17 protein-coding genes are annotated in these 16,772 nt (G+C 69.9%); 7 read left to right on the forward strand and 10 right to left on the reverse strand.

Features of this window, described 5'->3' with window-relative positions; all coding sequences use genetic code 11:
• Positions 1-145 precede the first annotated feature (145 nt).
• The 3 genes from CK240_RS15630 to CK240_RS15640 are packed head-to-tail and all read left to right on the forward strand — an operon-like array spanning position 146 to position 4,181.
• Positions 146-3,355, forward strand: a complete 3,210-nt coding sequence (locus tag CK240_RS15630) for a response regulator (protein ID WP_135058858.1) — start codon at positions 146-148, stop codon at positions 3,353-3,355.
• Positions 3,355-3,726: a response regulator gene (locus CK240_RS15635; RefSeq protein ID WP_095641262.1), complete on the forward strand. Its 372-nt coding sequence runs from the start codon at positions 3,355-3,357 to the stop codon at positions 3,724-3,726. Before CK240_RS15630 ends, CK240_RS15635 begins: the two co-directional genes overlap by 1 nt.
• Entirely contained in the window at positions 3,723-4,181 is a 459-nt protein-coding gene (locus tag CK240_RS15640) for a CBS domain-containing protein (RefSeq protein ID WP_095641263.1), read from the forward strand. Before CK240_RS15635 ends, CK240_RS15640 begins: the two co-directional genes overlap by 4 nt.
• Here CK240_RS15640 and CK240_RS15645 read toward each other — a convergent pair.
• Positions 4,169-4,726, reverse strand: a complete 558-nt coding sequence (locus CK240_RS15645; RefSeq protein WP_135058859.1) for a DUF533 domain-containing protein — start codon at positions 4,724-4,726, stop codon at positions 4,169-4,171. The two genes, CK240_RS15640 and CK240_RS15645, sit on opposite strands and share 13 nt — an antisense overlap.
• 93 nt (positions 4,727-4,819) lie before the next feature.
• On the opposite strand from CK240_RS15645, the gene CK240_RS15650 reads away from it, so the two are divergent.
• Positions 4,820-6,601 carry an SLC13 family permease gene (locus CK240_RS15650; protein ID WP_095641265.1) on the forward strand — a complete coding sequence of 594 codons (1,782 nt, stop codon included), beginning with the start codon at positions 4,820-4,822 and terminating at the stop codon, positions 6,599-6,601.
• Between the two features lie 51 nt (positions 6,602-6,652).
• On the forward strand, positions 6,653-7,534 hold the full coding sequence (locus CK240_RS15655) for an alpha/beta fold hydrolase (protein WP_095641266.1): 882 nt from the start codon (positions 6,653-6,655) through the stop codon (positions 7,532-7,534).
• 37 nt (positions 7,535-7,571) lie between these two features.
• On the opposite strand, the gene CK240_RS15660 is transcribed toward CK240_RS15655, so the two are convergent.
• Both CK240_RS15660 and CK240_RS15665 read right to left on the reverse strand, forming a co-directional pair.
• The gene (locus CK240_RS15660) at positions 7,572-8,651 is read right to left on the reverse strand and encodes an AbrB family transcriptional regulator (protein ID WP_095641267.1); all 1,080 of its coding nucleotides are present in this window, start codon (positions 8,649-8,651) and stop codon (positions 7,572-7,574) included.
• A gap of 639 nt (positions 8,652-9,290) precedes the next feature.
• Entirely contained in the window at positions 9,291-9,776 is a 486-nt protein-coding gene (locus tag CK240_RS15665) for a DUF305 domain-containing protein (protein ID WP_095641268.1), read from the reverse strand.
• Between the two features lie 330 nt (positions 9,777-10,106).
• Here CK240_RS15665 and CK240_RS18325 point away from each other — a divergent pair, with 330 nt between their 5' ends.
• Positions 10,107-10,460 (forward strand): hypothetical protein, encoded by a 354-nt coding sequence (locus CK240_RS18325; protein WP_135058860.1) that lies wholly within the window; start codon positions 10,107-10,109, stop codon positions 10,458-10,460.
• A gap of 282 nt (positions 10,461-10,742) precedes the next feature.
• Here CK240_RS18325 and kce read toward each other — a convergent pair whose 3' ends face one another.
• From kce to CK240_RS15690, 5 genes are all read right to left on the reverse strand, one after another.
• Positions 10,743-11,678, reverse strand: coding sequence for a 3,5-dioxohexanoate:acetyl-CoA acetone transferase (gene kce / locus CK240_RS15670; protein ID WP_095641269.1), 936 nt, complete (start codon positions 11,676-11,678; stop codon positions 10,743-10,745).
• A 4-nt stretch (positions 11,679-11,682) separates the two neighbouring features.
• A complete protein-coding gene (locus CK240_RS15675; RefSeq protein ID WP_095641270.1) occupies positions 11,683-12,606 on the reverse strand; it encodes a 3-hydroxyacyl-CoA dehydrogenase in 924 nt (307 codons plus the stop codon).
• A 110-nt stretch (positions 12,607-12,716) separates the two neighbouring features.
• The gene (locus CK240_RS15680) at positions 12,717-13,286 is read right to left on the reverse strand and encodes an ATP-binding cassette domain-containing protein (RefSeq protein WP_167650078.1); all 570 of its coding nucleotides are present in this window, start codon (positions 13,284-13,286) and stop codon (positions 12,717-12,719) included.
• Between the two features lie 79 nt (positions 13,287-13,365).
• On the reverse strand, positions 13,366-13,548 hold the full coding sequence (locus CK240_RS15685; RefSeq protein ID WP_095641272.1) for a hypothetical protein: 183 nt from the start codon (positions 13,546-13,548) through the stop codon (positions 13,366-13,368).
• A 240-nt stretch (positions 13,549-13,788) separates the two neighbouring features.
• Positions 13,789-14,097 (reverse strand): P-loop NTPase family protein, encoded by a 309-nt coding sequence (locus CK240_RS15690; protein WP_135058861.1) that lies wholly within the window; start codon positions 14,095-14,097, stop codon positions 13,789-13,791.
• Between the two features lie 20 nt (positions 14,098-14,117).
• Between CK240_RS15690 and CK240_RS18330 the strand changes: the two genes are divergently transcribed.
• Positions 14,118-14,552, forward strand: a complete 435-nt coding sequence (locus CK240_RS18330; RefSeq protein ID WP_135058862.1) for a hypothetical protein — start codon at positions 14,118-14,120, stop codon at positions 14,550-14,552.
• A gap of 784 nt (positions 14,553-15,336) precedes the next feature.
• On the opposite strand, the gene CK240_RS15700 is transcribed toward CK240_RS18330, so the two are convergent.
• Both CK240_RS15700 and CK240_RS18765 read right to left on the reverse strand, forming a co-directional pair.
• A complete protein-coding gene (locus CK240_RS15700) occupies positions 15,337-16,212 on the reverse strand; it encodes a BON domain-containing protein (RefSeq protein WP_095641275.1) in 876 nt (291 codons plus the stop codon).
• A gap of 247 nt (positions 16,213-16,459) precedes the next feature.
• Positions 16,460-16,772 (reverse strand): Gfo/Idh/MocA family oxidoreductase (locus tag CK240_RS18765; protein WP_205957869.1); only part of this gene is annotated, 313 nt, incomplete at its 5' end.

A 16,772-nucleotide genomic window follows, 5' to 3' on the forward strand; every position in this document is an offset into this window, starting at 1 on the left:
CCCTCCAGGCGCAGCGACCCGCCACGGCCAGGGTCCCGCCGCCCTTTACAGGCGGCCGTGAACCCAGGCAATCGCCCCGCCGGAACGGCAGGGCCCGGCCCGAGTTGAGCGAGGCACACGCGCCCTGCCGTTCCACGAGGCATCCTTGGACTCACCCCATTCCCTTGCCCCCCTGCCCGGCGAAACCGCCATGCTGGACGCGCTGGGCTTCGGCCTCTACCGCCTCGATGCCGAGGGGCGCTGCACCTATGCCAACCCGGCCGCCCTGCAGATGCTGGGCTATGCGGCGGACGAGGTGCTGGGGCGGAACATGCACGAGCTGATCCACCACAGCCACCCCGACGGCTCGCCCTTTCCGCAATCCGCCTGCCCGCTGCTGGCCACGCGCCTGACCGGCCGCGCCGTGCGGCTGTCGAACGAGGTGCTGTGGCGCAAGGACGGCAGCTTCTTCACCGCCGAATATTCCGCTTGGCCCCTGCTCGAGGCGGGCAAGCCGGTGGGCAGCGTCGTGACCATGGTGGACACCGCGCGCCAGGGCAGCGCCTCGGACCGGCTGGCGCTGCAGGTCACGGTCAGCCGGATGCTTGCGGGCAGCGCCGAGATCGAGGAGGTGCTGCCGCGCCTGCTGGCGGCCGTGGGCGGCAGCCTTGGCTTTCAGGCCGGGTTCTTCTGGGCGGTGAACCACCGCGAGCGGCAGCTTGCCCCCGAGGCGAGCTGGGTCGCGCCGGGGCTGGACGCGCAGGCGCTGGTCGGGGCCACGATGGACCTGACGCTGGACCGGGGCGAGGACCTGGCCGGGCGGGCCTGGGAAGAGGGCGAGATCATCCAGTCCTTGGACCTCGGTGACGCCGGACGGCGCAAGGCGGCGCAAGCGGCAGGCTTCGTGGCGGCGATGGCCGTGCCCGCGCGCCTTGGCCGCCGCGTGCTGGGCGTGATCGAGCTTTACGCCCGCGAGGCCCCCGAGGGCGGGGACGACCTGCTGGACAGCGCCAATGCCATCGGCCAGCAGGTTGGTCAGTACCTGCGCCGCCGTCGGGCCGAGGCCGCGCTGCGCGACCGCGAGGAGGAGTTCCGCGCCTTTGCCGAGAAGCTGCCGCAGCTGACCTGGATCGCGGAAGCCAGCGGCGCGATCGACTGGTTCAACAAGCGCTGGTACGACTATACCGGCGGCAGTTTCGGCCAGATGGAGGGCTGGGGCTGGTGGTCCCTGCACCACCCCGACCACGCCGCCCGCGCCGAGGAATCCTATCGCGCCGCCATCGAGGCGGGGACGGTATGGGAGGACACCTTTCCCCTTCGCGGCCAGGACGGGCGCTATCGCTGGTTCCTGTCCCGCGCCGTGCCGATCCCCGACGAGGACGGCCGCGTCACCCGCTGGTTCGGCACCAGCACCGACATCACCGCCCAGCGCCAGGCCGAGGCCCGCGCCTTGGCTGCCGAGCGCCGGTTGCGCTTTGCCCTGCAGGTGGCGCGGATCGGGTCCTGGACGTGGGATCTCGACGGTGAGACGCTCGAGGCCGACGAGGGCTTCCGCACCCTTTTCGGCCTGCCCGCGGGTGACGGCGAGCTGCCCGCGGCCGAGTTCCTGGCCCGCATCCATCCCGAGGACGCCCCCCATGTCGCCGCCACCTTCGCGCAGGCGCGGCGCGAACAGGGCGAGTTCGACCTGGAGTTCCGCCTGGGGGGCGAGGGGGGCGAGGTGCGCTGGGCCGTCGCGCGCGGCTCGGTCGAGCGGCGGCCCTTCGGGCGCGGGCTTTACGCGCTGGGCATCACCTGGGACGTGACCGAGCGCCGCCAGCGCGAGGAGGACCTGGCCGCCGCCAAGCTGGCCGCCGAGGAGGCCAACCGCGCGAAAAGCCAGTTCATCGCCAACATGAGCCACGAGCTTCGCACCCCCCTGTCCGCCATCATCGGCTATGCCGAGCTGCTGGAGGAGGAGGCCGAGGATCTGGGCGAGGCCGCCGCCCACATGGCCGAGGACCTGGGCAAGATCGAGGTCAGCGCCCGGCACCTGTTGTCGCTGATCAACGGCGTCCTGGACCTGTCCAAGATCGAGGCCGGCAAGATGGAGGTCGAGGTCGAGGCCTTCGACGTGGCCCCGCTGGTGGACGAGGTCTGCGCCACGGTCGAGGGGCTGATGGCGAAAAAGGACAACGGCTTCACCGCCGAGCTGGCCCCGGACCTGGGCAGCATGCAGTCCGATCCCGTGAAGCTGCGGCAGTGCCTGTTCAACCTGCTGTCCAACGCGGCCAAGTTCACCGAAGGCGGTCGCGTCACGCTGAGCGCCTCGCGCCAGGGCGAGTGGCTGTCCTTCCGCGTGGCCGACACCGGCATCGGCATGACGCCCGAACAGCAGGACAAGCTGTTCCAGCGCTTCACCCAGGCCGACGTGTCCACGACGCGCCGCTTCGGTGGCACCGGCCTGGGGCTCGCGCTGACCAAGGCCTTTGCCGAGATGATGGGCGGCACCATCACCGTCGAAAGCACCGAAGGCGAAGGGACGAGCTTCACCCTGACCCTTCCCGCCGACGTGCGCCATCCGGTCGATCCCGACACCGCGGCCCCTGAGCCGGGCGGTGAAGCCGGTTCCGCCGACCGCGTGCTGGTCATCGACGACGACCCGCACATGCGCGATCTTCTCACGCGTTTCCTGGGGCGGGACGGGCTGGCCGTGGCGGCGGCCGCCAACGGGCAGGACGGGCTGGCGCTGGCGCGCGAGATCGCCCCCTCGGCCATCATCCTGGACGTGATGATGCCGCGCATGGACGGCTGGGCGGTCCTGTCGGCGCTGAAGGCCGACCCCGACCTGGCCGAGATCCCCGTCATCATGGTCTCGATGATCCGGGAAACGGGCCTCGCCTATTCTCTGGGGGCGGCGGACTACCTGACCAAGCCCGTGGACTGGCAGCGGCTCAAGGAAACCGTGGACCGCCACCGGCTGCCCTCGGCCACCCCGGCAGGGCTGGCGCTGGTGGTCGAAAGCGACGCCGCCACGCGCGAGGAACTGGGCCACCTGCTGGCCGGCGAAGGGTGGGAGGTCGCCGGGGCCGCCGACGCCGACGCGGCCCAGGCGCGGATCGCCGAAGGACGGCCGGACCTGATCCTCGTCAACCTGGACCTGCCCGAGGTCGGGGGCTTTTCCCTGCTGGGCCGCCTGCGCCGCAGCCCGGACCTGCGCGCGATCCCGGTCATCGCCCTGACCGAAGGCGGCCTGCCGCCCGAGGAGCGCGCCCGTCTGTGCGACCAGGTGCGGCAGGTGATCCAGCCGGGCGAGGACAGCGTTGACGAACTGCTGGACGAACTGAAGCGCATCGCGGCCGAACGCGCGGGAACGAAGAAGGAAGGACGGGACTGATGGCGAAACTGCTGCTGGTCGAGGACACGCCCGAGATCTGGGACTTCCTGTCCCGGCGTCTCAAGCGGCGCGAACACGAGGTGGTGCTGGCCCATGACGGGCAGGCGGGGCTGGACATGGCGCGGGCCGAACAGCCGCAGGTGATCCTTCTGGACATGAACCTGCCGGTGATGGACGGCTGGACCGTCGCGCGCCGGCTCAAGGACGATCCGGCGACGGCCGCCATCCCGATCATCGCGCTGACGGCCCATGCGCTGGCGGGCGACCGGGAAAAGGCGCTGGCCGCGGGCTGCGACGATTATCACCCCAAGCCGATCGACTTTTCCAAGCTGCTGACCCAGATCGACGCCGCCCTGGGGGCCGTGGCATGAGGGTGGGCGAGATCATGGCCCGCCATGTCGAGTTCATCCCCGCCGAGGCCCCCGTGTCCGAGGCGGCCGAGCTGATGGGGGAACTGGACCTGGGCGCGCTGCCCGTGGGCACGGCCGAGGACCTGCAGGGCGTCGTGACCGACCGCGACATCCTGTATCGCGTCGTGGCCAAGGGCCTGGGCAGCGCGGATGTCACCGTGGGCGCCATCGCCACCCGCCCGGTGATCGGGTGCGGCGAGGAGGACAGCCTGCAGGACGCCATGAGCCTGATGGCCGCCCATCACATCCGCAGGCTGGCCGTGCGGGACGACGGCGGCCGGGTGATCGGCTGGCTGACCCTGGGCGATGTCGCGCGCCACCTGCTGGTGGAAAGCGGCTCGGTCCAGGTGGTGCTGCGCGAGCTGACCGAAGGGACTGCGGCCGAGGCCGCGCCCGAAGCGGCTCAGGTCCGGTAGCGGCGTTCGAGGCTGCCCGCCACCTCGGCCGGCAGTCCCAGCCGCCGCGCCACATAGTCCAGGAAGGCGCGGTTCACCCGGGCACGCCGGTTGATCGCCAGCAGCGCCGCCGCATAGGCATGGGTGGCAAGCCCCGCCTCCTCGACCCGCGCCAGAAGCTGTCCGAGATGCTGGGGCTCGGCCAGCGCGGCTTCCAGCCGCCGCGCCTCGGCCTCGCCCGCGCCGACCCGTTCCAGCGCCAGCGGCAGCTGCTGCGCCTCGCGCGGGTCCACCTCGCCGTCGGCCTGGGCGGCGGCGGCCATGACCTCGACCAGCAGGGCGGATGCGTCCGGCGCAAGCGCGCGGAAGTTCAGCGTGTGGGGCACCAGCACCTGGCGGCGGTTGGACAGCCAGCCGTCCAGCAGCTTGGTGCCCAGCGCGACCTCCAGCCCCGCCTCCACGGCCACCAGGACGGGCACGGAGCCGGGCCCCACCTCCTGCGCCCGCTCCTCGAGCGCATGCGCCCGGCCGTCGCGGTTGCGCGCCGTCCTGAAAACCCATCCCATGATGTCCACCGCCCTGTCCCCTTGTCCGTGCCCCGTGGAACCGGTCAGCGGCGCGGGCGGTTCCGCCCTGCCCCTGCAGAGTGATCCCTGGAATTGACCCTCGACCAAGCGCTTGCCTTCGGCCTGATGGCCGTGACCATCGGCCTGTTCATCTGGGGCCGCCTGCCCTACGACCTCGTGGCCCTTCTGGCGCTGCTGACAGGCGTCCTGATCGGCATCATCCCCGCGGACGAGGCCTTCTCGGGTTTCGGCGACGACGTGGTGATCATCGTGGCCGCGGCCCTTCTGGTTTCGGCAGCGGTGGCGCGCTCGGGCGCGGTGGAAACGGCGATGCGCCCGCTGCTGCGCAACCTCAAGGGCGCGCAGGCGCAGGTGACCGTGCTGGTCTCGGCCGTGACCGTCCTGTCGATGATCACCAAGAACGTGGGCGCGCTGGCCATGCTGATGCCGGTCGCGGCGCAGCTGTCGCGGCGCACGGGCACGCCCCTGTCCTTCATGCTGATGCCCATGGCCTTCGGCTCGCTGATCGGGGGGATCGTGACGCTGGTCGGCACCTCGCCCAACATCCTGGTGTCCAAGGTGCGCGAGGACATCCTGGGCAAGCCCTTCGGCATGTTCGACTATACGCCCGTGGGGATCGTCATCGCGGTGCTGGGCGTTGTCTTCCTGTCCTTCGGCTATCGCCTGCTGCCCGATCGCCGCGCCGCCAGCCGGTCCATGGATGCAGCCTTCAACATCGAGGAATATTCGACCGAGGCCCGCGTCCCGGAGGACTCTCCCTTCGTCGGCCGCACCGTGGCCGAGCTCGAGGCGCTGGCCGAAGGCAGCCTGCGCGTCACAACCATCATCCGCGAGCGCTTCCGCCGCCACACCCCTCGCCCCGATGCGATCCTCAAGGCCGAGGACGTCCTGCTGCTGAGCGGCGAGCCCGACGACCTTGAGCGCGTCGTGGCCCGCGCGCGGCTGCGCCTTGCGGGCGAGGAGGTTGCCGAGAACGAGGAGGCCGACGCCGACAGCGTCGTGGCCGAGGGGGTCGTGACCGCCGATTCCCCACTGGTCGGCCGCACCCCGGCCGAGGCGCATCTGCTGCGCCGCCACGGCCTGCAACTGCTGGCGGTCAGCCGCAGCGGTCAGCGGCTGAAACGGCGGCTGCGGCGGCTGCGGCTGGAAGCGGGCGATGTCCTGATCCTCAAGGCCCCGCGCGAGCGGCTGGCGCCGTCCCTGGGAGAGCTGCGCATCCTGCCGCTCAGCCAGCGCGACGTGGCCCTGGGCAGCCGCAAGCGGAGCTGGCTGCCGCTGATCATCCTGGCCGCGGCCATGGTGCTGGTGGCCGCCCATGCGGTCCCGGTGGCCGTCGCCTTCGCGGGCGCGGCGGCGCTTGTCCTTCTGTTGCGCGTGATGACGATGGACGAGGCCTACGAGTCGATCGAATGGCCCGTGATCGTGCTGCTGGCCGCGCTGATCCCGGTCAGCAACGCCATCCAGGCGACGGGCGGGACCGACCTGATCGCGGCCGGGCTGGAACGGGTGGCGGGCGGCGTGCCGCCGCTGGTCGCGCTGGGACTGATGATCGTGCTGGCGATGGCGGTGACGCCCTTCCTGAACAATGCGGCCACGGTGCTGGTGATGGCCCCCATCGCGGCCAGCCTGGCCGAACGGCTGAACCTGAACCCGGACCCCTTCCTGATGGCCGTGGCGCTGGGGGCCGCCTGCGATTTCCTGACCCCCATCGGGCACCAGTGCAACACGCTGGTCATGGGGCCGGGGGGCTACCGCTTCGGGGATTACTGGCGGCTGGGGCTGCCGCTGTCGATCCTTGTCGTTCTGGTCGGCACGCCCCTGATCGCGATGGTCTGGGGGTTGAACAGCATCTGACGCCCGACCCCGCGGACGGGCGCGCTCCGGATCGGAAAGGAGGCTATCCACATGTCGGACAGCGAGCTTCTCGCGCCCGGATGGCGGTCGGGCAGCAGGCAGGTGAACGGCCTGTCGCTGCATGTGGTCGAGGCAGGCCCCGGGACCGGCCCCCTGCTGATCCTGCTGCACGGCTTTCCCGAGTTCTGGTGGGCCTGGCGCCACCAGATCACGCCGCTGGCCGAGGCGGGCTTTCACGTGGTCGTGCCGGACATGCGGGGCTACAACCTCAGCGACGCGCCGCGGGGCATCGGCAGCTACCACCTCGACCTGCTGGTGGCGGATGTGGCGGCGCTGGCGGACAGCTTCGGGGCGGACCGCTTCGATCTCGTGGGGCACGACTGGGGCGGCGTGATCGCCTGGGCCACGGCGGCGCGCCATCCGGGCCGGATCGGGCGGCTGGTGGTGCTGGACGCGCCCAACCCCGACCTTCTGGGCCGGGCGCTGAGGCACCCGACCCAGGCCCTGCGCAGCAGCTATGCCGCGCTGTTCCAACTGCCCCTGCTGCCCGAAGCGCTGCTGAGCCCCCTCGGCTTCGCGGGCCTGCGCGCCATGATGCGGGGCAGCGCAAGGTCCGACACCTTCCGTCCCGGCGACCTCGACCGCTACGCCACGGCCTGGGCGCGACCGGGACGACTGGGCGCGATGCTGAACTATTACCGCGCGCTGCGCCGCCGCCGAAGACCTGCCGAGCCTGCGCGCATCCGCCCTCCGGCCCTGGTGCTGTGGGGCGAAAGGGACGCGGCGCTGGAACGCCATGTCGCCCGGGACGCCGTGGGGCTATGCGACGACGGGCGGCTTCTGGTCCTTCCCGGCACGACCCACTGGCTGCACCTCGAGGAACCGGGGCGCGTTGCTGCCGAGATCCTCGGGTTCCTGAAGGGTTCCTCCTGAAAGGCAGGCCGGGCAGGCGCCCCCCCCCCTGCCCAGCTCAAGCCCCGCGCCCCTTTCCGGCCCGCCGGGGCGCGCGAAGCCACAAGGGTCCGACGAGGTTGAGGCCGAGAATGCGCAGGACATGATGCGTGCCCACGAAGGCGGGCTCGAGCTTCAGCACCAGCGCCATCGCGGCCATTGCCTCGACCCCGCCCGGCGCATAGGCCAGCCAGAGCTGCCCGAAGGGCAGAGCCAGCATCCAGGCCCCTGCTACCGCGAAAAGGGCCGAAACGCCCAGCGCCAGCAGGATGCTGACCGAGGCACCCGGCACGGTGCGGATCACCGTGCGCAGGGTCGTTCCCCGGAACCGCGCGCCGATCACCGCCCCCGTCGCGATGAAGCCGAGGATGATCAGCGGCTGCGGGAAGCGCCCGTGCACGAGGCCGGCGGCATGCAGGCCCGCGCTGACCACCATGGCCCCCAGCAGCGTCCCCGCCGGGACGCGCAGCCGGTTCAGCAGCACCGCCACCGCGCCCCCGGCCTGAAACACGGTCAAAGCCTCGGCCGGCGAATTGACGCTTTGGGCGGAACGCCCGGCGGGCCCGGCAGGCGGCGTGCCGCTTGCCATCGAAAGAACCGGCGGCATCAGGGCGACCAGCGTGAAGACGCGCAGGCTCTGGGCCAGGATAACGCGCGGCAGGTCGGCGCTGCTGTTCGCGGCCAGCACGGCCACCGAGGAGAACGCCCCCGGCATCGAGGCGAAGCGGGCCGTGGTCCTGTCCCAGCCATGCACCCGCGTGAGATAGCCGCTCGAGACCGCCATCGTCGCGGCGATGGAGGCCACCAGCAGCGCGATGCTGCCCGGCCAGGCCTGCACCTGCCCCAGGATCTCCGGCGTGACGCCCGAGCCGATCGAGATGCCCAGAAGCAGAAAGGCGATCTCGCGCGCAGCCCGGTTCAGCCCGACCGGCAGCCCCGCCAGCGCGGCCGCGGCGGTGGCGATCATCGCCCCCAGCAGCCATGCCGCCGGCAGCCCCAGCGCTGCCGCAAGCCCCGCCCCCATTGCAGCGGATGCGGCCGTGGCCAACTCCAAGCCAAGCCGCCGCAAGCCGGGTCGGGAAAGCACGGAACGCGCCATTCTGTCGTCATCCTTCGCCTGAACAGCCCCCGCTTCGCCGCCTGCGCGCGCCGAGGCAAGGGGAACCCGGCACGAAGTCGCACCCATCCCCGAAGGCGGTCCGTCACATGACCGGGAGCCCGTTGCCCGTCATCGGATGAGCAGAGGAGGCCTTTCGGCCACGGGACGGGTGGTTCAAGGATATCCCAGGACCAACGGCTGCACGGCGATCAGGCCATCCCTGGCCCGGGGCGTGCTGCGCTTGCGGGGACAAAAGGGGAAAGGCCGCCGAACCGGCAGTTCGCCGCCCTGATCCCCGCTCGGCGGAGAGAGCCGCGCCAACTGACCACCCGCCTCGGGCGCGAGCAGGCGGGCCGGCAGCCGGATCGCCCATCGGCTTCGGCCGGGCCTGTCGATCGGTTCGGGACTGTCCCGGCGTTCAGGATCGCCGACGCCGGCTTCCGCGCCATGCCGCATGTCGGCGGGGCCTGCCGAGCGGATCTCCTGCCGTGGCGATACCGGAGGGACGCCCCCGCCCTTTCGGGCAGGAGCGGTCGGCCGGCGCAGGACATTGCCGGGCGCTCACCTTCCGGCCTGCGCCGGATGGGCCCTTGCGGTCCATGGGGCCGCCGCAGCGCGAAGCCGCGGCGGCCATGGTGCCTACTTCTGGCCTGCGTTCTTTTCGACCCAGGCCGTCATCTCCTCGATTTCCGGCCCTTGGGCATCGATGATCTTCTGGGCGATCGCCTTCGACTGCGCATCGTCACCGTATTTCAGCTCGACCTCGGCCATGGCCATGGCTCCCGCATGATGCGCGATCATGCCGCAGTGGAAGGCCAAGTCTGCGTCCTTGATGGTATGGGCGGCCATCATCGGACCGTTCATCTTCATCATGGCCTGCATGGAGGCCATCTGGGCCTCGTCCATGCCCTTCATGCCCTCCATCATGGAGGACATGTCCATAGCCGGCATCTCGGATGGCTGGATGGCGTCCCGGCATCCTTGCGGCAGGATCGACAGGTCGGCCATCTGGCCAGGCTGTCCGGCGGCGTGATCTTGGTGCCCCCCCGTTCCGCTTTCCTGGGCGAAGGCCGCAGGGGTGGCGAGAAGGGCTGCAACGGCAAGGGCGAGTTCGATTCTCGGCATGAGAGTTCTCCTGAAGGATATGAGTGCTGCGAGGCGCCCGGACCGCCACATTCCGGCGGCGGTGCAATGGAAACGCCGTGCGTTCCGGGGGCCGTGGAAACGCCGGCCTCGACCAGGCCGGCCTTGCCTTTCAGGGAAAGGCAATCAGGCCCGACCGCACCTTGGAGGGCGCCGCACCCCCTCCGGGTCGCGCCCCGTCAACAGGGGGACCGGCATGACCGATCTGGACGGCCCGCTCCGATCCCTGTCCGGCAAGGGGTCCTCGCCCGGCAGCAGCGCCGTCAGGCACGCCTCTCCGCAGCAGGGGGGCGCATCATCCCCGGATGCATCATGCGCATGGACCAGGGCTGGCGGATGTGCCGGGCTTCCTGCCGGTTCAGCCTGCGGATCACCCGGAACCAGCGATGCGCCCGCATGGGCAAGGGCATGATCGTGATCATGGGACACAACGCCCTTCGCGGCGGCGGCATGGGCGACAAGCATCGCAACCGCCAGGATCGCGATCGCACGCGCCAGCATCTGCCGGATGGCCGCATTCCCCGCGCTGATCGATGCCGCCTTCATGGATCATGCAACGCGGATGGACGCGACTTGTTCCAGATCACCGCCCGGCCGTTTCCCCGGAGGAACGCCGCATGCACGACCTGCCCTCTTTCCTGCGTGCCTTTCCCGAGTTTTCCTTGAGATGGGATCATCGCCGCCTGCACGGATCGCAAGTTGCCGGCTGGAGGCAGCCGCCCCCCGTCTGGCGGGCAAGATACCCCGCTGCTGTCAGAAGGCGCGTCTTCACTCGGCGCACGCTCCGCAGGTCAGGGCATTGTCTTTCCCGGACGCCGGACCCCCGCGCGGACCATGCCGTGCGCTGGCCGGGATGATGTCGGGAAGGCAGGCGAAAGTCCCGCCTGCAGGGCAGGACCCCGGTGTGCCCTCGCCCCGGCCCCGTTCACCGGGCCGGAGCGAGGCCGGTCAGAACCCCAGATCGTCGGTCCCCTTCAGAGCCAGGATCTCACGGGCCTCATCGGGGGTGGCGATCTCCAGCCCCAGCCCCTCGATGATCTGGCGCGCCAGCCGGACCTGCTGGGCGTTGGTTTCCGCCAGCTTCCCCGGCCCGGCCCAGAGCGAGTCCTCGAGCCCGACGCGGACATGGCCGCCCATCGCCGCCGACATGGCCGCGATCGGCAGCTGGTTCTTGCCCGCGCCCAGCACCGACCAGCGGTAATCATCGCCGAACAGCCGGTCGGCGGTGCGCTTCATGTGCATGACGTCCTCGAAATGCGCGCCGATCCCGCCCATCAGGCCGAACACGGTCTGGATGAACAGCGGCCCCCTGACGATGCCCCGGTCATAGAAATACTTGAGGTTATACAGATGCGAGGTGTCGTAGCACTCGAACTCGAACCTTGTGCCATTCGCGCCCAGATCCGTCATCACCTTTTCCAGATCGCCGAAGGTGTTGCGGAAGACGATGTCGCGGTTGCCCAGATAGGTCCTTTCCCATTCATGCTTCAGCTTGCCCTCGAAGCGGTCGAGCATCGGGAACAGGCCGAAGTTCATCGTGCCCATGTTCATCGAGGCGACCTCGGGCCGGAAGGTCGCGGCGGGCTTCATCCGCTGCTCGATGGTCATGGTGGGGGCGCCGCCGGTCGTCAGGTTCACGACCACGTTCGACCGCTGCTTGATGACCTGAAGGAAGGGCAGGAACGCTTCGGGCGACTGGTCGGGGCTGCCGTCCTCGGGGTTGCGGGCGTGCAGGTGGACGATCGCGGCCCCCGCCTCGGCGGCACCGAGGGCGGCTTCGGCGATTTCCGTGGGGGTGACGGGCAGATGGGGCGACATCGACGGCGTGTGGATGGCGCCGGTCACGGCGCAGGTGATGATCGTCTTGCGGGGCGGTTTGGCCATGATGTCAGTCCTTGGCATTGCGGGAGTGGAGATGGTGGTCCAGCGCGGCAAGCTCGCGGTCGCGCCAGGCGGTGCGTGCGCGGACCGAATCCGGGCCGGAATGGGGAAAGGCCGCGCCGACGATGTCCGCCGCCCGATCCGAGAACGCCTCGGCCCCCGCGCCGTCATCGGCAAGCCGGCCCAGCATCGGGCCATAACGGCGCATGTAGTCGTGAAGGCCCTCGGGAGCGTTGAGCGAGATCGTCTCGAGCGGCCCCATCAGCGCCCAACGCCGTCCCAGCCCGTGGCGGATGGTGTCATCGAGGCCCTGGACGGAACAGACGCCCTCGCTGACCAGCCGCAACGCTTCCGCCAGCAGCACCGCCTGAAGCCGGTTCAGCACGAAGCCGGGAATCTCGTGGTTCAGAAGCACGGGCACCTGTCCCGCGCCGGCATAGATCGCCTCGGCGCGCGACAGGATGCCTGCGTCGGTTTCGGGCGAGGGGCACAGTTCCACGACCGGGATCACATGCGGCGGATTCACCGGATGGGCGACCAGGCAGCGCCGCGCCCCCGGCAGGCCCGCCGCGAACTCGGACGCCACCAGCGCCGAGGAGGACGAGGCGAGGATCGTATCCGGCGCGGCGGACTGGTCCATCCGGGCGAAAAGCTCGCGCTTGATGTCCAGGATTTCGGGGCAGCTTTCCTGCACCAGCGCCGCGCCGCGCAGTGCCTCTTCCAGCGTCTCGCAGACGGTCACGCGGTCGGCGGCGGCGGGGTCGTTCCCGGCTTCCTCCAGCATTGCCCGCAGCAGTTCCGGCATCCGGGCGCGCAGGCTTGGCTCGGGGTCCCACAGCTGCACGGGATGGTCCGCCCGCGCGAAGACGCAGGCCCATGCCCGCCCGATCAGTCCGGCGCCGACGATGCCGATGACGTCCTTCTTCTCCATTACGCTCCTCACAGCCCCAGCACCTCGCGGCGCAGTTCAAGCCTCCCCGGCCGATGCCCGCGACGGCCCTTCGTGGAACGCCCGCCCGCGGTGCAGCGCGCACCGTACGGTCAGACGGCGCAAGCGCAAGGCCAGGTTGCGGTCCATGATGACGATGGACAGGCGGACGAAGGTGCGGAAAGCTGCTCGACCACGGCAGGGGCACGCGGGTCGAACGGCTCGTCCGGCAGCAGGATGCGGGTGTCGCCCGACAGGGCGCGAGCCAGGGCGGCCATCTGCTGCCCGCTCCCCGACGGGCGGTCGGCCTCGGTGTCCATCCGCCCGGCACGCTGCGGAAAGTGTTCAGGGATCTCGTCGTCGTCCCGATGCGTGCCGTTGCGGGTGCGGCGGGGTTCGAGGCCGTCGCACCGCCTTGCCCGCGAAAGGCCCCTGCCCTGTGGAACGCAACCCACGCCCGCCCGGGCGATTGCCGCCGATGGCAGGCCCGCGATCACCTCACCATCCAGCGCAACGGCGGCGGAACTTGCCGGCGTGTTTCCGATCAGGGCCTTGAACGGCGCGGTCTTCCCGGCCCGGTTGCGGCCCGGCATCCTGAGGATCTCGCCCTGCCGGACGTCGAAGCTGACATCGTGCGGGGTGTGGCATTCCCGCGAGGGACGCTGACCGTGTCCTGCGCGCAAGCGTCCCTCTCCCCGCCGGCCCACGACGCGCCGTCGCGACGACGGCGGAGGTGCCCGCGCCGATACAGATTTCCTGCCCTCAGTTCCAAGTCCGCGCGGCCTCGACATCGCCGGCGAGCAGCACCTTGCCTTCGTTCATCACGGAGACATGGCCGGCCAAGGCGATGACCCGGTCCATGCCATGTGCGCCCAGCAGCACCGGCAGGTCGAGCATGACCGGCTTGATGAGGTTGCCCACCCGCTCGCCTTCGGCGACCGACAACCCCGCCAGCGCCTCGTCGGCCAGCAGGATGCGCGACGTAGTGGCCAGCGCTAACTGCGGCAGCCGCTGCGTGCCGTCGGAGAGCGGCCTGCCCCGCCGCGCCCATCCTGCCGAGGCCGACCCATTCGAGGATCTCGCCGGTCTGTGCGCTCACCCGCTCGATCCTGCCGTCAGGACGCCAGCCGTTCATCTCACGTGAATTGCCGGACTGCACGGCAAGGCGGACATTCTCGAATACGGTCAGGTCGGGAACAGACGGGTGATCAGGAAGGACGGGCCCGTGCCCATCTGCGCGATCTGGTCGGCGGTGCGGCCAGTGGCCCCGGCCCCGTCCAGCACGCCATGGCCGCTGTCGGGCGGAACATGCCAGCCAGCAGGTGGAAAGGGGAGCTGCTCGCCCTCTCTCGGCTCGATTAGCACACGCCGGGTGACGTGACGAACGGGAAAACTGATGTCATTGGCGGCCTTGCGCGCCCGGAACCGCTTGCCGAGATTCCCGGCCTTCAGCACTTCGCCGCCCGCATCCGGTGCGATTTCATCGCGCGGCATGGCAGCAGCAGGGCAGTCGCATGGCGGTCAGCCATGGCGCTGCCGGCGCAGGGGCGCAGCCGGGCCGTCCCATGCCGACCGATGCCGACCAGACCTTCCCGCGCGAACAGCACGAAGCCGAGGAAAACCAGCAGGATCGGAACAGCCGGTTCTCGGTCCACATCGACAGGTATTCGCGTAAGAAAACGCAGAACAGCACGCAGAGCGTCGAGCCAAGAAAGCCGCGCATCCTGCCGGGGTTAAATCTCGCAGGACGAGCGACAAGACCCGGAGGGGGAGGATCCACTGCACCAGGCTTAGCCGTGTGGCGGCGAGACTGGCCCAAGGCTATCGCGAGTTCCCGGCAGCAGCAGTCTCGACAGCGTCATCGACGAAACAAGGGCGCAGTGGTCCAAGGGAATATTCGCTGGTCATGCGACGGATCTCTCGGTTCGATTTATTGCCAGCCTCAATGAGAAGGATGTTCCGTCGCCCTCCGGCGGCGGCTGAACGGACAGCACGATCCACGGCAATGCCCGCAGGCACGACGGGGTGCTACGCCAAGAGGCCAATGTCAGGATGCTTGTCTATGGCCGCAACCTGTTCAGACGGACCGAAAACCTGACGGCAAACCATGTGCGGGAGGTGACCCGCCCAGAGGTGCTGCTCGAGAGCACGGACGAGAGAGCAAAGTCTGACCGGCTGCTGCGGGAGTTGCTGGGGATGGTCTGGGTCCGGACGCGAATGCACGGGCCATGTTGCGAGTGGAGATCCGGAGCACAGCCTCCCGGCTGTTTTGCCGGGATGCCATGGCCCAAATGCGAATGCCCCCCGAGGGAGGCCGCTTTGATGGTGGGTCAGGTAGTTTTGGTTGCGGGGGCAGGATTTGAACACTGTTTCTTGCGCCCTCTGCGTGAACATAACAACGCTCCGCGTCCCGGTCTGCGCCTGCACACATGATCCCCGCACTTTGGGTGATGAGCAGCGTCGCCTGCGATTGCCGACGTTAGCTGCCCGTAAACAGATGGGAGCAAATGACCCAGACCAGCAGCGTTCCGATGCTGGCCAGGATGGAAATGATGTCGCGGTGATCTGCGGTCCACTGCATCCACATGCTCCGCTTCCGCTGAGTTCCAGGGACAGTGCCATCATTGATCACCCGCTGATGCCCGTCGCCTGTGCATGCTCCGGCACTGCTGTAGGGCGCGGAAGCGCAGGCGCGTGGACGAGCTTCAGGTAGCGCTCGAGTAATGCCCAGCGTCAGCGATGATCTGAGCCAGTGCCGCCTGTGCCGCTGCCGGTCATCCCGGAACGGCTGAAGTCCGACTGCCGGTCCCTGACGCGCAGGTTGTTCTGGACATGCAGCACGCCCGAGCAGCGTTCGGCCAGGTCCTCGGCATGGCGCTTGGCCGCGCGGCTGTCGACCGTGCCGTCCAGCGTCACCTCGCCGCCGCTGACGGAAACCACGATGTCGGAGGCGTCGAGGTGATGGTCATCCGACAGCCGGTCGCTGACATCCTCGCGGATGCGCTCGTCCGAGCGGCTGTAGTTCCGGGGCCCGCGGCCGCGATGACCGGCATCCCTCTCGCGCCGGCGCTGCGCCTCCTCGTCGCCGAACCACGAGGCGATCTCGTCGCCCGCGCGCTCGAAGAAGCCCCGCTCGCCCGAGCCGCCACCCCAGCTTTCCTGCTCATAGCGGCGCTGGCCGAAGCCCTGCCCGCCATAGTCCGGCCGGTCACGGTCCATCCCGAGGCTCGGGGGATAGCTGGACATGCCCATGCCCATGCCCGTCATGCCGGGCCGGACGGCCCCGTAGTCGCCGCGATAAGCAGGGCCCTCATCCCAGCGGCCGGCATCGCCGCGGCCGGAGCCATAAGGGTCGTATCCCGAGCCACCCCCGAAACCGCCCCCCTCGTCGGCGTAGTAAGCGCCGCGCCGCCCCGAGCCCGCCATGCCGTAGCCGCGGGCCTCATCCATGCGCCGGCGCCGTTCGGCATCGTCATCGCCGAGCCAGGAGCGGACCTCGTCCCCTGCCCTGTCCGACCAGTCGCGGGAGCGGTCCCGGCGCGCGTAGTCGTCCCGATGCCCGTAGCCGCCGCGGCCCCGGCCTTCCCGATCATCCCAGTCCTGTGCCATCTGCTTCCTTCTCAGGCAGTGATCGTGGAAAGGGGATCCACATGCTGTCCCAATCCCTGATGATTGCGTAGTGTTCCGGATAGACGGCCAGTCAGCGCGCTTCCGCCAAGCCCGGACCGGACCAGGAATCCTGCCTGCGATTCAAGCCGACCCGGCAGCGGGTCGAGGCCAGCGGCCGTCCAGGACAGGATGTTCCTGCGACGGGATCATGCGGGCATGACGATGGTCGTCAATGCACCGGGGGCGGTCAGCGCAGGGTGCCGTCGGGGTTCACCTCGACCCACTCGCCCCGCTCGGCCGAGATGTAGATGGCTTCCAGCAGGTGCATGTCGCGCAGGCCCATCTCGGCCGGGGTCAGGATGGGAACCCCGTCGCGGACGGCCTGGCTGAAATGGTCGATCTCGCCCGTGAACTGCTGCTCGCTGGGTTTCGACGGGGTGGGCATCTCGTCCCCTTCGGCGGTGCTCAGCGTCAGGCGGTTGCCGAAGTATTCGGTCGCCGGGTCCAGCACGGCCACGGCCTTCGACCCCCACAGGTCGATCCGCTTCTTGTTGGCGACA

Source organism: Paracoccus salipaludis (assembly GCF_002287065.1).
Taxonomy (GTDB): Bacteria; Pseudomonadota; Alphaproteobacteria; order Rhodobacterales; family Rhodobacteraceae; genus Paracoccus; species Paracoccus salipaludis.